Source organism: Methylobacterium sp. NPDC097929 (assembly GCF_049543375.1).
Lineage (GTDB): Bacteria > Pseudomonadota > Alphaproteobacteria > Rhizobiales > Beijerinckiaceae > Methylobacterium.
In genome coordinates this window covers 1,233,713-1,249,742 of the sequence record NZ_JBMVEP010000001.1, presented here as the reverse complement: position 1 = coordinate 1,249,742, position 16,030 = coordinate 1,233,713, and the positions used below count along the sequence as shown (strand labels likewise).

14 protein-coding genes are annotated in these 16,030 nt (G+C 67.0%); 3 read left to right on the top strand and 11 right to left on the bottom strand.

Annotation, left to right across the window (positions count from 1 at the left end):
• Positions 1 to 32: 32 nt before the first annotated feature.
• Together ACPCJR_RS05935 and ACPCJR_RS05930 are read right to left on the bottom strand one after the other, a co-directional pair.
• Complete coding sequence (locus ACPCJR_RS05935; RefSeq protein ID WP_391511513.1) at positions 33 to 1,160, bottom strand: 2Fe-2S iron-sulfur cluster-binding protein; 1,128 nt, start codon at positions 1,158 to 1,160, stop codon at positions 33 to 35.
• A 3-nt stretch (positions 1,161 to 1,163) separates the two neighbouring features.
• The gene (locus tag ACPCJR_RS05930) at positions 1,164 to 2,423 is read right to left on the bottom strand and encodes an aromatic ring-hydroxylating oxygenase subunit alpha (RefSeq protein ID WP_391511514.1); all 1,260 of its coding nucleotides are present in this window, start codon (positions 2,421 to 2,423) and stop codon (positions 1,164 to 1,166) included.
• A gap of 271 nt (positions 2,424 to 2,694) precedes the next feature.
• On the opposite strand from ACPCJR_RS05930, the gene ACPCJR_RS05925 reads away from it, so the two are divergent.
• The gene (locus ACPCJR_RS05925) at positions 2,695 to 3,405 is read left to right on the top strand and encodes a L,D-transpeptidase (protein ID WP_391511515.1); all 711 of its coding nucleotides are present in this window, start codon (positions 2,695 to 2,697) and stop codon (positions 3,403 to 3,405) included.
• A 140-nt stretch (positions 3,406 to 3,545) separates the two neighbouring features.
• On the opposite strand, the gene ACPCJR_RS05920 is transcribed toward ACPCJR_RS05925, so the two are convergent.
• From ACPCJR_RS05920 to gudD, 3 genes are all read right to left on the bottom strand, one after another.
• Positions 3,546 to 4,430 (bottom strand): 2-hydroxy-3-oxopropionate reductase, encoded by an 885-nt coding sequence (locus ACPCJR_RS05920; protein ID WP_391511516.1) that lies wholly within the window; start codon positions 4,428 to 4,430, stop codon positions 3,546 to 3,548.
• 239 nt (positions 4,431 to 4,669) lie between these two features.
• On the bottom strand, positions 4,670 to 5,431 hold the full coding sequence (locus ACPCJR_RS05915) for an HpcH/HpaI aldolase family protein (protein ID WP_391511517.1): 762 nt from the start codon (positions 5,429 to 5,431) through the stop codon (positions 4,670 to 4,672).
• Between the two features lie 201 nt (positions 5,432 to 5,632).
• Complete coding sequence (gene gudD, locus ACPCJR_RS05910) at positions 5,633 to 6,991, bottom strand: glucarate dehydratase (RefSeq protein ID WP_391511518.1); 1,359 nt, start codon at positions 6,989 to 6,991, stop codon at positions 5,633 to 5,635.
• Between the two features lie 1,037 nt (positions 6,992 to 8,028).
• Between gudD and ACPCJR_RS05905 the strand changes: the two genes are divergently transcribed.
• Both ACPCJR_RS05905 and ACPCJR_RS05900 read left to right on the top strand, forming a co-directional pair.
• On the top strand, positions 8,029 to 9,177 hold the full coding sequence (locus ACPCJR_RS05905; RefSeq protein WP_391511519.1) for a hypothetical protein: 1,149 nt from the start codon (positions 8,029 to 8,031) through the stop codon (positions 9,175 to 9,177).
• 4 nt (positions 9,178 to 9,181) lie between these two features.
• Positions 9,182 to 9,949: a class I SAM-dependent methyltransferase gene (locus tag ACPCJR_RS05900; RefSeq protein ID WP_391511520.1), complete on the top strand. Its 768-nt coding sequence runs from the start codon at positions 9,182 to 9,184 to the stop codon at positions 9,947 to 9,949.
• Here ACPCJR_RS05900 and ACPCJR_RS05895 read toward each other — a convergent pair.
• From ACPCJR_RS05895 to ACPCJR_RS05870, 6 genes are all read right to left on the bottom strand, one after another.
• Positions 9,920 to 10,639, bottom strand: coding sequence for a deoxynucleoside kinase (locus tag ACPCJR_RS05895; protein ID WP_391511521.1), 720 nt, complete (start codon positions 10,637 to 10,639; stop codon positions 9,920 to 9,922). The genes ACPCJR_RS05900 and ACPCJR_RS05895 overlap by 30 nt on opposite strands.
• Positions 10,640 to 11,024: 385 nt before the next feature.
• Positions 11,025 to 11,909, bottom strand: a complete 885-nt coding sequence (locus tag ACPCJR_RS05890; protein WP_391511522.1) for a LysR substrate-binding domain-containing protein — start codon at positions 11,907 to 11,909, stop codon at positions 11,025 to 11,027.
• 73 nt (positions 11,910 to 11,982) lie between these two features.
• Positions 11,983 to 13,308: an MFS transporter gene (locus tag ACPCJR_RS05885; RefSeq protein WP_391511523.1), complete on the bottom strand. Its 1,326-nt coding sequence runs from the start codon at positions 13,306 to 13,308 to the stop codon at positions 11,983 to 11,985.
• Between the two features lie 105 nt (positions 13,309 to 13,413).
• A complete protein-coding gene (locus ACPCJR_RS05880) occupies positions 13,414 to 14,427 on the bottom strand; it encodes an SDR family NAD(P)-dependent oxidoreductase (protein ID WP_391511525.1) in 1,014 nt (337 codons plus the stop codon).
• Between the two features lie 169 nt (positions 14,428 to 14,596).
• A complete protein-coding gene (locus ACPCJR_RS05875; protein WP_391511526.1) occupies positions 14,597 to 15,481 on the bottom strand; it encodes an alpha/beta fold hydrolase in 885 nt (294 codons plus the stop codon).
• Between the two features lie 246 nt (positions 15,482 to 15,727).
• A complete protein-coding gene (locus tag ACPCJR_RS05870) occupies positions 15,728 to 15,943 on the bottom strand; it encodes a hypothetical protein (protein WP_391511527.1) in 216 nt (71 codons plus the stop codon).
• Positions 15,944 to 16,030 lie beyond the last annotated feature (87 nt).

The following is a 16,030-nucleotide window of genomic DNA, read 5'->3' as shown; positions in this document are numbered from 1 at the left end:
GCGATTTTTTGGGGGTTTAGGAGAGGCGGCGCTCAGCGCTCGACGACGAGGTCGCTCGTCGGCTTCGAGCAGCAGAGCAGCGCCATGCCGGCATCGATCTCGCGCTGGCGGATGCCGCCGGCATGCGTCATGGCGACGGTGCCCGATGTGAGCTTCGACTTGCAGGTGCCGCACAGGCCCTTGGCGCAGGACGAGGGCAGGCGGATGCCGGCCTTGCGGGCGGCGTCGAGCACCGTCTCGTTCTCGGGGCATTCGAGCACGCGCCGGGTCTTGGCGAACTCCACCCGGAAGGTGCGCACGCCGCCCGCGGGCGCAGCCTCGGCGTCGAGGGCCTTCTCGGCTTCCGCCGCAGCCTCCTGCTCCGCCTCCGGCAACGCGCCGAAGTCGAAGCTCTCATCATGGTAGCGGGCCATGTCGAAGCCGGCTTGCCGCAGCATGGCCTGCACCGCGTCCATGTAGGGCTTGGGGCCGCAGACGAAGACTTCGCGCTCGAGGAAGTCCGGCACCGCCTGGCGCAGGGTGTCGAGCGAGAGCCGACCCTTCGGACCCGCCCAGGTCTCGTTCGGTGAATCGGTCTCGCAGACCGCGTGGAAGCGGAAGGCGGGATCGAGCCGGGCCATCGTCTCCAGCTCACCCCGGAAGACGATGTCGGCGGGCGAGCGGGCGGAGTGGACGAAGGCCACGTCGCGGGCCTCGCCCAGATCGTGGAAGCTGCGCGCCATCGACATCATCGGCGTGACGCCGCTGCCGCCCGACAGCAGCAGGTACTTTTCCGCCGGATGCTGGAAGCAGGAGAACTCGCCCATCGGCCCGAGCGCGCGGACGGTGTCGCCGGGCTTGAGCGTGTCGTGCAGCCAGTTCGAGACCGGGCCGCCGGGCACGCGCTTGACCGTGAACGCGACCGCGTGCGGCCGGGTCGGGGCCGAGGAGACCGTGTAGCAGCGGTGGATGGTCTCGCCGCCGATCTCGAACGAGAACGTCAGGAACTGGCCCGGGGCGTAGGCGAAGAGCCGCGGCTCACGGGGGCCCAGCACGAAGGTCTTCACGTCGTGCGTCTCGTCGCGCACGGCGAGGCAGACCAGCCTGTCGTCGGCCTCCGCATCCCAGGGCGCGGAGGCCGCCAGCCGCCGGGCGGCCGGTTCGGAGGAGGCCGGCGCCATGGCTCAGCGCCCCAGATGCGCGGCCATGCGGCCGACATACCAGTTGCAGAACTTCTCCACGAGCATCTCGGTGTGCGGCGAGTAGGGGCCGGGCTCGTAGGCCGGGCTCGAAACGCCCTGCTGGCAGATGCCGACGAGTTCGCTGTCCTGATCGTTGGTGGCCTCCCAGACGCCGGTGAGGTTGGCCAGATCGTAATCGACGCCCTCGACCGCGTCCTTGTGCACGAGCCACTTGGTGCGCAGGAGCGAGCGCTCGGCATCGAGCGGCAGCACCGAGAAGGTGACGATGTGGTCACCCAGGAAATGGTGCCAGGAATTCGGCTGGGTCCAGACCGAGAGGCCGCCGGCCTTGGCGCTGGTGAGGTTGCCCAGCAGCCGCTTGCAGGCGGCCTTGGTGTCGAGGGTGTGGGACTCGCCCTCCCCGTCCAGCGGCAGCCGCTCGGTGCGGAAGCCCGTGACCATGGTGTCGAGCTCGTCGATCTCGCGCGACGGCAGGCCTTCGGCCTCCCACTCGCCGTGGCGGGTCTTGAGCAGGCAGCCGTAGCGCTCGGCCTGGGCCCGGTCGTGCTCGTCCATCTCTTCGGGCGCGAAGCCGAAGCCGTAGGCGAAGAGCGGCACGGTCAGCTCGGGATGGTTGGCCCCGCAATGGTAGCACTCGCGGTTGTTCTCCATCGTGAGCTTCCAGTTGCCGGGCTCGATGATGTCCTTCTGGAAGGCGACCTTGGTGTCGCGCACGTTGTGCGGCTCGATATAGGGCCCGAGCTTGGCTGCCATCTCGTCGAAATCGGTGGGCGGCTGGTCGGCGAGGCAGATGAAGAGCAGGCCGGCCAGCGAGCGGACATGCACGGGCTTGAGGCCGTGGCAGCTCTTCTTGAAGTCCGGGCCCATATGCTCGGCGTGGATCAGGTTGCCGGTGAGGTCGTAGGTCCAGGAATGGTAGCGGCAGACGAGGTTGCCGACCGTGGACTTCTCGTCGTGGACGAGCCGGGCGCCGCGGTGGCGGCAGACGTTGTGGAAGGCGCGGATCGCGTCGTCGTCGTCGCGCACGATCGCGACCGAGGTCTTGCCGATGTCGACGACCATCACATCGCCGGCCTCCGGCACGTCGGGTTCGACGCCGACATAGATCCAGTGCCGGCCGAAGATGATCTCCATGTCGGCCTCGAACACGTCGGGGCTGAGGTAAAAGGGGGCCGCGAGGGTGTAGCCGGGGCGGCGCTCGCGCAGCAGCCGCTGCAGCGGAGTGGGCGTCACATCGAGCATGGGGACCTCCCGAGCCGTATCTGGCCCCAGGACTATCGCGGCTCGAACCCCTTCCCGCTGCCACGGCAGCGACACTCCCTTGGCTCGCCGCGACGTGCCTCGCGCGATCCGCGCCACCGACCGGACCGGCGGCTTTCGGAGCCGGGGGAGGCGGCGCAAGGGGGCCGAGCTTGGCCCCGCCCGAGGCGGGTAGCGCGAATCGCAGCTTGGCAGTACGCTCGGCGGGTGCGGCCCGGCGCGTCGGGCCGCAGGCGAGGGAAAGTCCGGGATCATGACGATGGACGGTCGGAGCGCCGATGCCGGCGGGAGGTATGAATCCGCGAGGCATGAATCCGCCCTGCTCAGCCGCCGGTCGTTCCTGATCGGATCGGCCGCCGGGGCCGGTACGCTGGGACTGGGGCTGGGCGGCTGCGCCACCTCCGACGGCCTGCTGCTCGCCGAGGCCGCGACGATCTACGGACCGATGCCGGAGGAGAAATTCCCGATTCCCGCGGTCGATGTCCGCAAGGTCAATCCGAAGTATTATCGCCGCACGGTCCGTTACGAGACCAAGGAAGCGCCCGGCACGATCGTCGTCGATCCCCGCAACTTCTACGTCTACCGCATCGAGGACGGCGGGGCCGCGACCCGCTACGGCGCCAATGTCGGCCGCGACGGGTTCCTGTGGAGCGGCGACGCCTATGTCGGGCGCAAGTCCGAATGGGCGACCTGGACCCCGCCCAAGGAGATGATCCGGCGCCAGCCCGAGGCGGCCAAATACGCCCGCGGAATGCCCGGCGGCCTCGACAACCCCCTCGGCGCCCGCACGCTCCATCTCTACCAGAACGGCGCCTATACGCTCTACACGATCTACGCCAGCAGCGATCCCGAATCGATCGGCTCGGGCATCACGAGCGGCTGCGTCGGCCTGCTCAGCCAGGACATGATCCACCTCTACGCCCGCACGCCGGTCAAGACGAAGGTGGTGGTCCTGCCGGCCTAGGGAAACACGCCGGCTTTCCGTCGCCGCCCGACCCCAAAAGCCCGAATCCGCGTGGGAAAGACAAGGCGATCGCTTCGCGCGACCGCCTTGCGGAGCGTGTCCGGAGCGCTCCGCGGGCGGGAGGCCGGCCGGCCCTCGGCTCAGGCCTCGGCCACCGGATGGTCGGCCATGATCTCCAGGGCGCGGACCATCGCGGAGTGATCCCAGCCCTCGCCGCCGTTGGCGACGCAGGCGGAGAACAGCTGCTGCGCCAGGGCCGTGGCCGGGAGGCTGAGACCGAGGCTGCGGGCGCCTTCGAGCGCCAGGTTGAGATCCTTCTGATGCAGCTTGATGCGGAAGCCGGGATCGAAGGTCCGCTTGATCATCCGCTCGCCGTGAAGCTCCAGGATGCGCGAGGTGGCCAGCCCGCCGGTGATCGCCTGCCGGACCTTGGCCGGGTCGGCCCCGGCCTTGGAGGCGAAGAGCAGCCCCTCGGCCACCGCCTCGATGGTGAGCGCCACGATGATCTGGTTGGCGACCTTGGCGACCTGACCCGCACCGGCCTCGCCGACATGGGTCACCGTCTTGCCCATCCGGTCGAACAGCGGCCGGACCCGCTCGAACGCTTCGGCCCGGCCGCCGACCATGATCGAGAGCGCGGCGTTGCGGGCGCCGACCTCGCCGCCGGAGACCGGCGCGTCGAGATAGTCGCAGCCCGCGGCCTCGATCCGCTCGGCAAAGCCCCGGGTCGCGATCGGCGAGATCGAGCTCATGTCGATCACGGTCCGGCCCGGGCGCAGGCCCTCGGCGACGCCCTCGGGGCCGAACAGCACGGCCTCGACATCGTCCGTGTCGGGCAGCATCAGCACGATCACGTCCGCCCGCTCGGCCACCTCGGCCGCCGTGGCGCAGGGCGTGCCGCCGGCCGCGACCAGGGCCTCGGGCACGGCGCGCCGCGTCTTGAGGAACAGCGCGTGGCCGCCCGCGATGAGATGGCCGGCCATGGGCGCGCCCATGATGCCGAGGCCGATGAAGCCGACGTTCATGTCCGTCTCCGTTTTTTTCGAGTCAGGCGGGGTCCGCGCGCCCTCCGGCGACGGGGCCGCCGGTTCGTCGAAGGAGGGCTCGGCAAGGCAGGAGCCTCGAGCGGGCGGGCCGATGCCGTCTTCGGGCCGGCCGCGCTCTAGAGCGCTCGCCGCCGAAGTGGATACCGGTTCGGCGAAAAAGAGCGCGATATAACAATGACCTAGAGCTGCGCCCCGATCCAAGGTGATCGTGCGCAGCTCTAGCGGAAGCGCGCGGCCAGCGCCTCGGAGCTGCGCGCGAGCAGCCCCATATCCGATCCGACCGCGGTGAAGCGGGTGCCGGCGGCGATGTAGCGCTGCGCCAGCTCCTCGTTGGCCGTGAGGATGCCCGCATGCTTGCCGGCCCGGCGGATGCGGGCGATCGCATCCTCGATGACCGCCACCACCTCCGGGTGGTTCTGCTGGCCGAGGAAGCCGAGGCTGGTCGAGAGATCGCCGGGGCCGATGAACACGCCGTCGACGCCCTCGACGGCCGCGATCTCCTCCATGTTGTCGAGCGCGCGGCGCGACTCGATCTGCACGGCGACGAAGATCTCGTCCGCGCAGCGCGCGTGGTAGTCCGGGATGCGGCCGAAGCGGGCGGCGCGCGGGGCCTGCGAGAAGCCGCGGATGCCCTGCGGCGCGTAGCGCGTCGCGGCCACCGCACGGCGGGCCTGATCGGCGTCGTCGATGTTGGGGATCATCAGCGACTGCGCGCCGGTGTCGAGGATGCGCTTGATCGTGATCGGCTCGTCGCTCGGCACCCGCACCATGGCGCTGGCGCTGCCCTCCCCCATGGCCTGGAGCTGACCGTAGATGTCGCGCAGGTCGTTGGCCGAATGCTCCATGTCGAGGAGCAGCCAGTCGAAGCCGGAGCCGGCGACGATCTCGGTCGAGATCGGGCTGGCGAGGCTGCACCACAGCCCGATCTGCTGGCGCCCTTGCGCGAGGGCGGCCTTGAAGCGGTTCGTCAGGATGTCCATCGAAAAGATCTCCTCAAGGCGCCGTCCGACGAAGGGGGCGCGGTTTCGTCGAGAGAGGGCGCGTCGTCACGCGGAGCGGGAGCCGCCGGGCCGGGGGGCGCTCGAGCATCGTCCCGAAAGGTGGCCGCCGGCTTTCGGAAAAAGACGATGCGAAACAAGAGGCTGGACCATCGTGCCGGATACGATGTCCGGCACGATGGTCTAGCGGACGAGGCAGGGGCGCTTGTTGTCGAAGGTCCAGTTCGGGATCAGGAACTGCATCGCCGCCGCGTCGTCGCGCGCGCCGAGCCCGTGATCCTGGTAGAGGCGGTGGGCCGCTTCGACCTCGGCCCAGTCGATCTCGATACCGAGCCCCGGGCGGTCGGGCACCCGCACCAGCCCGCCGCGGATTGCCAGCGGCTCACGGGTCAGGCGCTGGCCGTCCTGCCAGATCCAGTGCGTGTCGATCGCCGTCACCCGGCCGGGGGCGGCCGCCGCGACGTGGGTGAACATCGCGAGCGACACGTCGAAGTGGTTGTTCGAGTGCGAGCCCCAGGTCAGGCCGTGGTCGCGGCAGAGCTGGGCGACGCGCACCGAGCCGGCCATGGTCCAGAAATGCGGATCGGCGAGCGGGATGTCGACCGAGCCGAGCTGGATCGCGTGGTTCATCTGGCGCCAATCGGTGGCGATCATGTTGGTGGCGGTCGGCAGGCCCGTGGCGCGGCGGAACTCGGCCATGATCTCGCGGCCGGAAAAGCCGTCCTCGGCCCCGCAGGGGTCCTCGGCATAGGCGAGCACGTCGCCGCGGCCCTTGCACAGCCGGATTGCCTCTTGCAGCGACCACGCGCCGTTCGGATCGAGCGTGACGCGGGCCTTCGGAAAGCGCTCGTGGATCGCGGTGACGGCGGCGATCTCCTCCTCGCCGGAGAGCACGCCGCCCTTCAGCTTGAAGTCGTTGAAGCCGTAGCGCTCGTAGGCGGCCTCTGCGAGCCGGGCGACGGCCTCTGGGGTCATCGCCTCCTCGTCGCGCAGGCGGAACCAGCCGTCGCGTCCTTGCGGCGCGCGGTAGGGCAGATCGGTGCGGCGGCGGTCGCCGACGTAGAAGAGGTAGCCCAGCATCTCGACCGCCTCGCGCTGCTGGCCCTCGCCGAGCAGGGCCGCCACCGGAACGTCGAGGCACTGGCCGAGCAGGTCGAGGAAGGCGGATTCGACCGCCGTGACCGCGTGGATGGTGATGCGCAGGTCGAAGGTCTGCAGGCCGCGCCCGCCCGCGTCGCGGTCGGCAAAGCGGGTGCGCATGGCGTTGAGCACCGCCTGCCACGCGCCGATCGGCCGTCCGACCACGAGGTCGCGGGCATCCTCCAGCGTGCGGCGGATGCCCTCGCCGCCGGGGACCTCGCCGAGCCCCGTCGCGCCGGTCGAATCGGTCAGCACCACGAGGTTGCGGGTGAAGAACGGGCCGTGCGCGCCGGAGAGGTTCAGCAGCATCGCGTCGCGGCCGGCGACCGGCACGACCCGCATCTCGGTCACGGTCGGCGTGCGCGAGAGACCGCGTGAGGAGGTGAGCGTCTCGGGCGTCATGGCGTTCTCCCGGTCGGTGGCGGCGTTCGTCGCGCCGTCTCTGCCCCCGTTCTAGGCCGCGGAAGCGATGCCGGTCCAAGCCGAAGAGTGGATCGATCGATGCAGAATGTGCATCGATCGTGCTGGGTTGTGCGGAGATCGCATTTTATTCAGGCTGAGCGCATGGAAGGTTGCTGCGGGTGGTGAGCTGTCATTGGGGTAACGCCTGATAGCCGACGTTCGGCTTTGCGCTCCATTGCCGCCGTACAGCGGCTCACGGCCGCATCGCGGAAGCGGACGTCAAGGTAGCGTAGGCATTGGGTCTGAAACGCGCCAACACCAGACCTCCGACCTTACGTATCGATAGATCCCCTCATCCAGCAGGAGAAGACTTTGACGCGGACCAGTGCGGCTCTGCTGTCCGGGTACTGACGGCTTCCCTGCGCCGGCAGCCGTCGAGAAGGGCCGCATCTGCAGCTGTGAGCTGTGCCCTGCCATGGCGTCTGCGATGACGGTCTTCATGCTGACCGACACGGCCGTCAGGCTGTTTGAGCCTCCGCCGCCGCTATCCCGGCCTTCCCCTTCGATTGGGTCTCGACGGTCATCACGCTCGTCATGGCGATGTTGCTCGTGGAGGGTCTTCGCGATGCCTGCCTTCCTGCTGTGCCTGGCTGTCTCGATGCGGACGGGCTTTACGCCACCCTGCCGTCCACGTGGCCCGCGGCGGCATCGGCCTGGCGCTTGGGCATTTGTTTGCTGGCGGCGCTCGCCGGAACCGTCGCCGGCGACGTCTACTGCTGGCGAGCTGTGCGCCACCGAGGTGTGCGCGGAATTTGCGCCGCGAAGGTCAATGCGGATGACACTCAGAGGGATGGAGCAAGAGGTGGGCGCCTTCTCCCCAGACCGCGCAGCGGCTGACGACCACCGGCATGCCTGACCAACCCCAATTGACCCGGCTTTTGTGTATGCTCCAACCGAATTAGAGAGCGGCGAATAGAAGCGGTTTGGGGCGCCATATGCGATTGGACGTGCGTCGTGCGAGGGTCTGGCTCCTATGGATGATGATGGGGGTCTTCCTCACCTCCGCAGCCGGCGTGTTCGTCGCCTCATTTGCGACGCGCTTCTTTGCGCTGGACTCTGCGCAAGCGACCAACGATGCGAAGCCGACGCTATCCGGTACGGCGGGGGCGCCCCAAGCCCCGATGCAACCTACGCAGGCGTCACCTGACGCGAAGTCTGCGCCAGCAAATGCGACCCCAACTCCGCTGCAGCCTCCCCAGGTGAGCGGAGGAACCGCCACACCCACGGTCGCTGCTACTACGCCGAAGACGGCAAGCAAGGATGCAGAAGATAAGTCGTCTAATGTCTGGTCAATGCTCTCTTCCGCAGCTACCGCGCTCGCATGGCCGATCGCAGCCTTGTTACTGGTGCGCATGGTACTGAAAGCACCCCAGATAGAGGTCCTCTTGAATTACATCTATAGACGCACGAGCCAGATCTCAATTCTCGGATTTGAAATCAAGCTCAGCGAGGGGGCTAAGGTTACTATCGAAGATGTGAAAACACTTATTCGCAAAATTCCAGAGTCACATCAAACTTGGGTACACAATACTCACCTGCTAGAGCAGTTCCGCAACGTAATCGTCGACCTGAGGGCGCATCTCATTGCGGAACGCGGAACTCCATCAAAGCCTATTTTAGAAGAAAAAGTCTTCAAGGCGCTGCGATTCACCATCCATGTGCCTGACATCGTTTTCGCCCACAGCCTGAGGCAGCTCGTTGATTACACAGGATGCGGAAGAGGGGGAGCAGGACGTCTATTCTCAATACGGCGCGGCATCATGGGGAAGGCTTGGCGCCTTCAGAAAAGTTGCAAATCTGTCGGGGCGCTTTCGGTACAGGATCTAGTCGAGCTATGGGGTATGACACTTATCGAGGCAGAAGATACATCGAGCGAAAAAGATTTGTTATGGGCTTTTGTACTAAAGGACGCCGGTAATGTTCCGGTCGGACTCTTGTATATTGACGGCAAAACTCGAGGGATCTTGCCAGATCGGGAGCATATCGTGGATGTATCAGACTCAGCCTTTAATGATATAGACAAATTGGTCCAGAAATTTGCGGAAAACAGGGGCCTCGTCAAATCGCTCAAGCGCCTTGAAAACGCCCGCGTGAAGGTGCCTCAGCTCGATATTTTCGCGAGGTAATGCCATGGTATCCACAATCAGCGCTATCAAAGATGGTGCAACATCAGCCTCTAAAGGCGATTATGCAAGTTATGACCTTATAGCGCGCGAGTACTACGATCGCGGAGCTCACCCTACCTGCTTCAACTTCAATCGCTTGAGCAGACTCTACATCGCGGAGCGTTTCCCGGAGCCGTGGGGGAAAACTCCAGTGATAGAGGTCGGAGCAGGTGATTCCGCAGTCGCGTCCTTGCTGCATTCCAGAGGTTACTCGCTGGACGGCTTACAGATCACCGATGCATCGCCAGAGATGCTCGCCCATTCCCGGCGGTGGTGCAGTGAAGGTGCAAGCACGACGGTGTGTCCTGCGCAAGATCTTTCTGCGAACGATGAGAGCTACGCTACCGTTGTTTCTAGCCTCGGCGATCCGTACAATACGCCGTCTTTCTGGAAAGAGGCGAATCGCGTACTTATCCTCGGTGGCAAGCTAATCTTCACGACGCCATCGTTCGAATGGAGCCATCGGTTCCGGAGTCCGGCCGCCCAGCACAGCGCCGAGTTTGTCGTGTCTGGTAGGCACAGTCTCAAGCTTCCTTCCTTCATTCTTCCCTTGGCTGCGCAAGTCGAAATGATGGAGGTTGCTGGCTTCTCCCTTGTGCACTTTGCCTCGTTAGGCGTTAACCGACTTCATTCGCTGGAGTCGGTGTCGCCTAAGCTTACTGTATTCGAAGAAGTTAGCTACTCAGTTGTTTGGGGTTTTGAGCTAGTTAAGCGCTTGCGCTTGCTGCGTTAGCTCGGAGATGATTTGATGGATTTTTGTGCAAAGTTGCCCTGCCTGCGCGTCCTGATTGGCAAAATCGACCTCATCGCTCCTCACCGGGAAGATTTTCACTCCTGAATGGAGGAGCGATGATTCGCCGAGCAATTCGGACAATGCTTCTTCGAGGCTTTTGAGATATGCTGAGTCGATGCGCTGTTCTTCTGGCCGCCCACGTCGCCGGATACGACGGAGCAGCTCATTGACCTCGCACGTAAGATGCACAATCAGCACGGGCGGCGGCAACACCTGGTATAACTGCTGATAGACTGCTCGCATCATTAACGAATGATTAACATCTCTTGCAAGCTCCGCATAGGCAATATCTTGTATTGCAGCATAGTCGCACACAAGGTTTCCTTTGCCCGCTGCTTTTATTTCCCCGGTGTGCTGGGCCAAAAAACAGACGTCCTTCTCTGGACGAAAGAGCTGCGGCTCCTTGTAAAACCGGTTCCAAAAGGGATTCGCGCGGAAATTCTCGAGGACCGGACGGCCCGCAACCGCTGGAGCTAAGCGAGCCGCCAGCGTTGTTTTGCCTGAGGCGATCGAGCCGCAGATCTCAATGCGCATCTCGTTCATCATCTCCCAGTCGTGATATTTGAAGCCCACCGGGGACTCTATCTCGAGCTCCAGGCGCGACCTGCCTTGCAAGAGCGCGTCATCCATTTCTCTACGCAGTTGCTTACCATATGAGCGCACCGCATAGCAGCGGGTGATGGCCGCACGAGAGGATTTTCGGGCACTGCGGAACAGCCTCCGCGAAACCCAGCATTACTTTGGCAGAAAGGCGTAGTGGCCTAAGAACGCCTCGAAGGCGCACAATCATCCGCATCAGCAGCTTATGGCGAGTCCTCGCAATTTTCAGTATGCCCGACATTGGTCGGAAGGCGCCTGTCCGCTTTTGCGGCGGTCCCTTTTTCGAAGCGGACAGGCGGCTTTCGGCCAGTCCCGGCCGTTCAGGGCCGATTAGACCGCCGGCAAGCAGACCTTCCGAAGGCCTGCTCGGGGTCGCAAGCAGCCATCCGCACGGTCAAGTCTATCGGCTTCAATTCTACCGCAGCCCGTCGAGCAAACCCACCACCTGCCCGATCAGCGGATCGTCCCGGTCGCGGCGCCACGCCAGAAGCAGTTCGACCGGGCGGGGTCGCAGCATCGCCAGCGGCTGGAACACGACGCCCTCGAAGCGCAGGCGCTCGGCCGCCGCCGGCACCAGGGCGAGGCCCAGGCCGGCGCGGACCAGGGCGAGGATCGAGTGGATCTGCGTGAGCTGCTGCAACACCTGCGGCTGCACGCCGGCCTCGCCGAGCAGGCCGATGGTGAGGTCGTGGAAGTAGCGCGCCTCGTGCGGGGCGTAGGCGATGAACGGCATCTCGTGCAGGTCGCGCACGGTCAGCGTCTCGCGCCGGCTCAGCGGATGCCCGGCCGGCACGGCGACGACGAGCGGTTCGGCCAGCGCCCGCGCGCAGACGAGGTCCGGATGGGTGACGGGCGGGCGGATCAGCGCCGCGTCAATCCGGCCGGCGAGCAGTTCCTCGATCTGGTCGCGCGAAACCATCTCACGCAGGGACAGCGTGACCTCGGGCAGGGTCTCGCGGCAGGCGATGACGAGGCGGGGCAGGAAATCGTAGGCCGAGGCCGCGGTGAAGCCGATCTTGAGCACCCCGGCGCGGCCCGCCGCGACCTGTCGCGTCACGTGGGTCGCGGTCTCGGCGAGCCGCAGGATGCGCTGCGCCTCCGGCAGGAAGCTGCGCCCGGCCGCGGTCAGCCGGACGGAGCGGCTGGAGCGCTCCAGCAATTGCACGTCGAGGATGCGCTCCAGCACCTGGATCTGACGCGAGAGCGGCGGCTGCGTCATGTTCAGCCGCGCCGCGGCCCGGCCGAAATGCAGTTCTTCCGCGACGGCGGCAAAGCAGCGGAGCTGGCTGAAGTCGAGCATGGGCCATCATAACGAAACGCGGACGCGACAGGAGCCGCGACCGCGTGCGAGGGCTCGGGAGCGCGGGTCGGGGTCAGCGCAGCTCGACCCGCCGGATCTCGCCGACGATCACGAGGTAGCAGAGCACCGCCACCAGCGCGTTCAGCCCGACGAAGACCAGCGCGCCGTTGAACGAGCCCGTCGCCTGGACGATGTAGCCGATCACGATCGGCGTGGTGATGCCGGCGGTGTTGCCGAAGGTGTTGAACAGGCCGCCCGAGAGCCCGCCGCTCGTCTTCGGCGAGGTGTCGGACACGACCGCCCAGCCCAGCGCCCCGATCCCCTTGCCGAAGAAGGCGAGCGCCATCAGCCCGACCACGAGCGCGTCCGTCTGCACGTAGTTGCAGCCGATGATCGTCATCGAGAGCAGCATGCCGGAGACGATCGGGATCTTGCGCGCCGCGGTCAGGGAATAGCCGCGCTTCAGCAGCAGGTCGGAGAGCCAGCCGCCGAGGATGCCGCCGACGAAGCCGCAGAGCGCCGGCAGCACGGCGGCGAAGCCCGCCTGCAGGATCGAGAGCCCGCGCTCCTTGACGAGGTAGACCGGGAACCACGTGAGGAAGAAGTAGGTCAGCGTGGTGATGCAGTACTGGCCGACATAGATGCCGAGCAGCATGCGGTTGGCGAGCAGTTGGCGGATCGTGTGCCAGCCGTTGCTCGCCGTCGTGGCCCCGGTGCGGCCCTCCATGTCGAGGAGGGCGCCGCCCTGCTCGATATGGTCGAGTTCGCCCTGGTTGATCGAGGGATGCTCCTTCGGGCCGTGGATGACCTGGACCCAGAGCAGGGCGAAGGCGATGCCGATCACGCCCATCAGGGTGAAGACGTGCTCCCAGCCGAAGGTGTGGACCACCCAGCCCATCAGCGGCGCGAACAGCACCGTCGCGAAGTACTGGGCCGAGTTGAAGAAGGCGGAGGCCGTGCCGCGCTCGGCGGTCGGGAACCACGCGGCGGTGATGCGGGCATTGGCCGGGAAGACCGGCGCCTCGGCAAGGCCGACGCAGAAGCGCAGCGCAAACAGGACGGCGACCGCGGTGAAGCCGGTGAAGAAGCCGACCGCGCCCTGGAACAGGGTGAACAGCGACCACAGGAAGACGGCCCCGGCATAGACCCACTTGGCGCCGTAGCGGTCGAGCAGCCAGCCGCCGGGCAGCTGGGCCAGCACGTAGGACCACGCGAAGGCCGAGAACACGTAGCCCATCGACACCGCGTCCAGGCCGAGATCCTTGGCCAGAGCCGGTCCGGCGATCGAGAGCGTGGCCCGGTCGGCGTAGTTGATCGTGGTTGCGATGAACAGCATCGTGACGATGACGAGCCGGACGCGGCTCGCCTTCGCCGCCGTCATGGCCAGAGCGGCACTCATGAGCGATTTCCCTCCGTGTGGGACCGTGCGGTTCGGGCCGCAGCGGGCGCCGGTCGGCTTGTTTCGTCCCGAGGGAGACGGGGGCGACCTGACGCGAGAACGATCCTAGGGCTGCATAATGATGCAGGTCCAAGTCAATCGCTGAATGGATCGATGCCGTTCGGGCATCGATCGCCGGGACAGGGATATCCTATGCTGAAACTCGCGCGGTCGGCACAGCGACCGGGCGAACGATCGTGCCGGTCGCCGAGGGGGGCGCTCGCCTGGTGGCCGGGATGCGCTCGGCGCTGTCCGGTCGGCCCTCCGAGCGCCCCGGGCTACGGCCGCCCCGCCCGGCTCCGACATCGTCCTGTGGCGCTCCGCCTTCGCGGCGTCGGGCAGGACGCGGTTCAGCACCGCGGCCTCGAAACGCGTCGCGGCGCTGCCGGCGACGACCTTCTCCCGGCCGGCCATCATCGCCTCGTAGCCGGCCCTGGCCACCTCGGCCGGATCGCTCTTCGGGCCGGCGCCGATGCGGGTGTCGTCCATGCCCGCACGGTGGAAGAAGTCGGTCTCGGTCTGGCCCGGCAGCAGCGCCGTGACCGTGACGCCGGTGTCGCGCACTTCGTTGCGCAGCGCCTGGGCAAAGGAGAGGACGAAGGCCTTGGAGGCGCCGTAGACGGCTTCGAACGGCACCGGGGTGGTGCCCGAGATCGAGGCGGTGAACAGGACGCGCCCGCTTCCTCTGGCGACCATGCCGGGCACGACGCACTTGGCCAGATGCACGGTCTCGACGACGTTGATCCGCATGAGGTCGCGTTCGTCCTCCCAGCGGTTTTCCGTGAAGGGACCGCCGAGCCCGACGCCGGCATTGATGGCGATCGCCTCCACCGGTCGCCCGGCGGCCAGGATCGCGGCCTGCAGCGCCTCGACCCCCTCCGGCGTCGACAGATCGGTGCGACAGGCCTGGACGGACGACCCGGCCGCGCGCATCCCGTCGGCCACCGCCTCGATGCGCTCGCTGCGGGCGGCGATCAGAAGATCGTAGCCGTCGGCCGCGAACAGCTTGGCCAGCTCACGGCCGATGCCGCTGGAGCCGCCCGTGACCACGGCCAGCCCCCTGCCCTCCTGCGCTCCCATCGTCGATCCGTCTCCGAAGGCTGCCATGCTTCCGTGCGGGCGCAACCGTCCGTCCGCTCGAGAGGATCCCTCGCCGGGGCCGGACCCAGCGGGCACGGCGTGCCGGGGCCGGCCGCGTGTCCGGCGGAGCCTCATCGGGCTCGGCCCAGAAGCTCTTGGCCCAAAAACCTCAGCCCAGAAATTCCTGCAGGGCGGCGAGCACGAGGTCCGGCCGCTCCTCCTGCAGGGTGTGGCCGCAATCGAGCGCGTGGCCGGAGACGTCCGTGGCCTTCTCGCGCCAGGTCTCCAGCACGTCGTAGCTCCGCCCCACCGTGCCCTTCGCGCCCCAGAGCGCCAGGAGCGGCACCGCGATGCGCCGGTCGGCATCGGCCGCGTCGTGCTCCAGGTCGATGGTCGCGGCCGCCCGGTAATCCTCGCAGATGGCGTGGCGGGTCGCGGGATCCCGGTAGACCCGCAGGTACTCGGCGAAGAGTTCGGGGCTCGGGCTGCCCGGCGTCTTCGACTGCCCGTCGACATGGGTGCGCAGGAAGAATTCCGGATCGGCGCCGATCAGGCGCTCCGGCAAGGGCGCGGGCTGGATCAGGAAGAACCACCAGAAATAGGCCGTGGCGAAGGCCTTGTCGGTGCGCGCGTACATCGTGGCGGTCGGCGCGATGTCGAACAGGGCGAGCCGGGTGAGCGCGTCGGGATGGTCCAGCGCCATGCGATGCGCCACGCGCCCGCCCCGGTCGTGCCCGACCACGGCGAAGCGCGCGTGGCCGAGGCGCCGCATCACCGCGACCGCGTCGGCGGCCATGGCGCGCTTGGAATAGTGGGCGTGGTGCGCACCGCCCTCCGGCTTCTCGGAATCGCCGTAGCCGCGCAGGTCCATCGCCACCACGCTGAACCGCTCGGCCAGGGCCGGGGCGACCGCGTGCCAGGTCGCGTGCGTCTGCGGATGGCCGTGCAGCAGGAGGAGCGGCGGCCCCGAGCCAGCGACGGCGGCACGGATCCGCATGCCGTCGGCATCGATGTCGCGAAGGTCGAAGCCGGTGAGGAACGGGTCGGTCGTCATGTCCCGCATCTTAGCCCATCGCCGGGGATGGCGGATCCAGGACGATGCCCGCTTGCCCCGCCCGGGCCGCAGGGATCGAGCCGGATCGGTCGCCGATGCCGCGATCGCCGCGGCGTCCTGCGAGCGTGGACGCTGCGGCCGGGGCCGGCAGAGGGGGCATTCCGAGCCGTCGCGTTTCACCGCGGCACGCGGCTTTCGAAGCGGGAGGGCATGGTCGGCGCCCTCCCCTCCATCGCATGCGCCGCGTCACATCCGGTGACGCATCCCCCGGTGATGGTGCCGGTGCATCATCCGCTTCCGCATCATGTGCCGGTGCATCATCCGCCGCTCGTGGTGGGACATGCGGGCCTGCGTGACGTTGCTTTCGGCCTGGATGCCGGCGGGTGCCATCGGGGCTGCCGATGCGGTGCCGGCCGCCAAGCCTCCGAGCAGGATTGCCAGCGCGAGCGTGGTCTTCTTCATCACCGTCTCCTTGGGAGCGTATGGCCGTCCCAGGCAGGCTGGATAGGTGATCGTCCTAGGCCAAGGTTCCCGCCCGAACGCATTTTC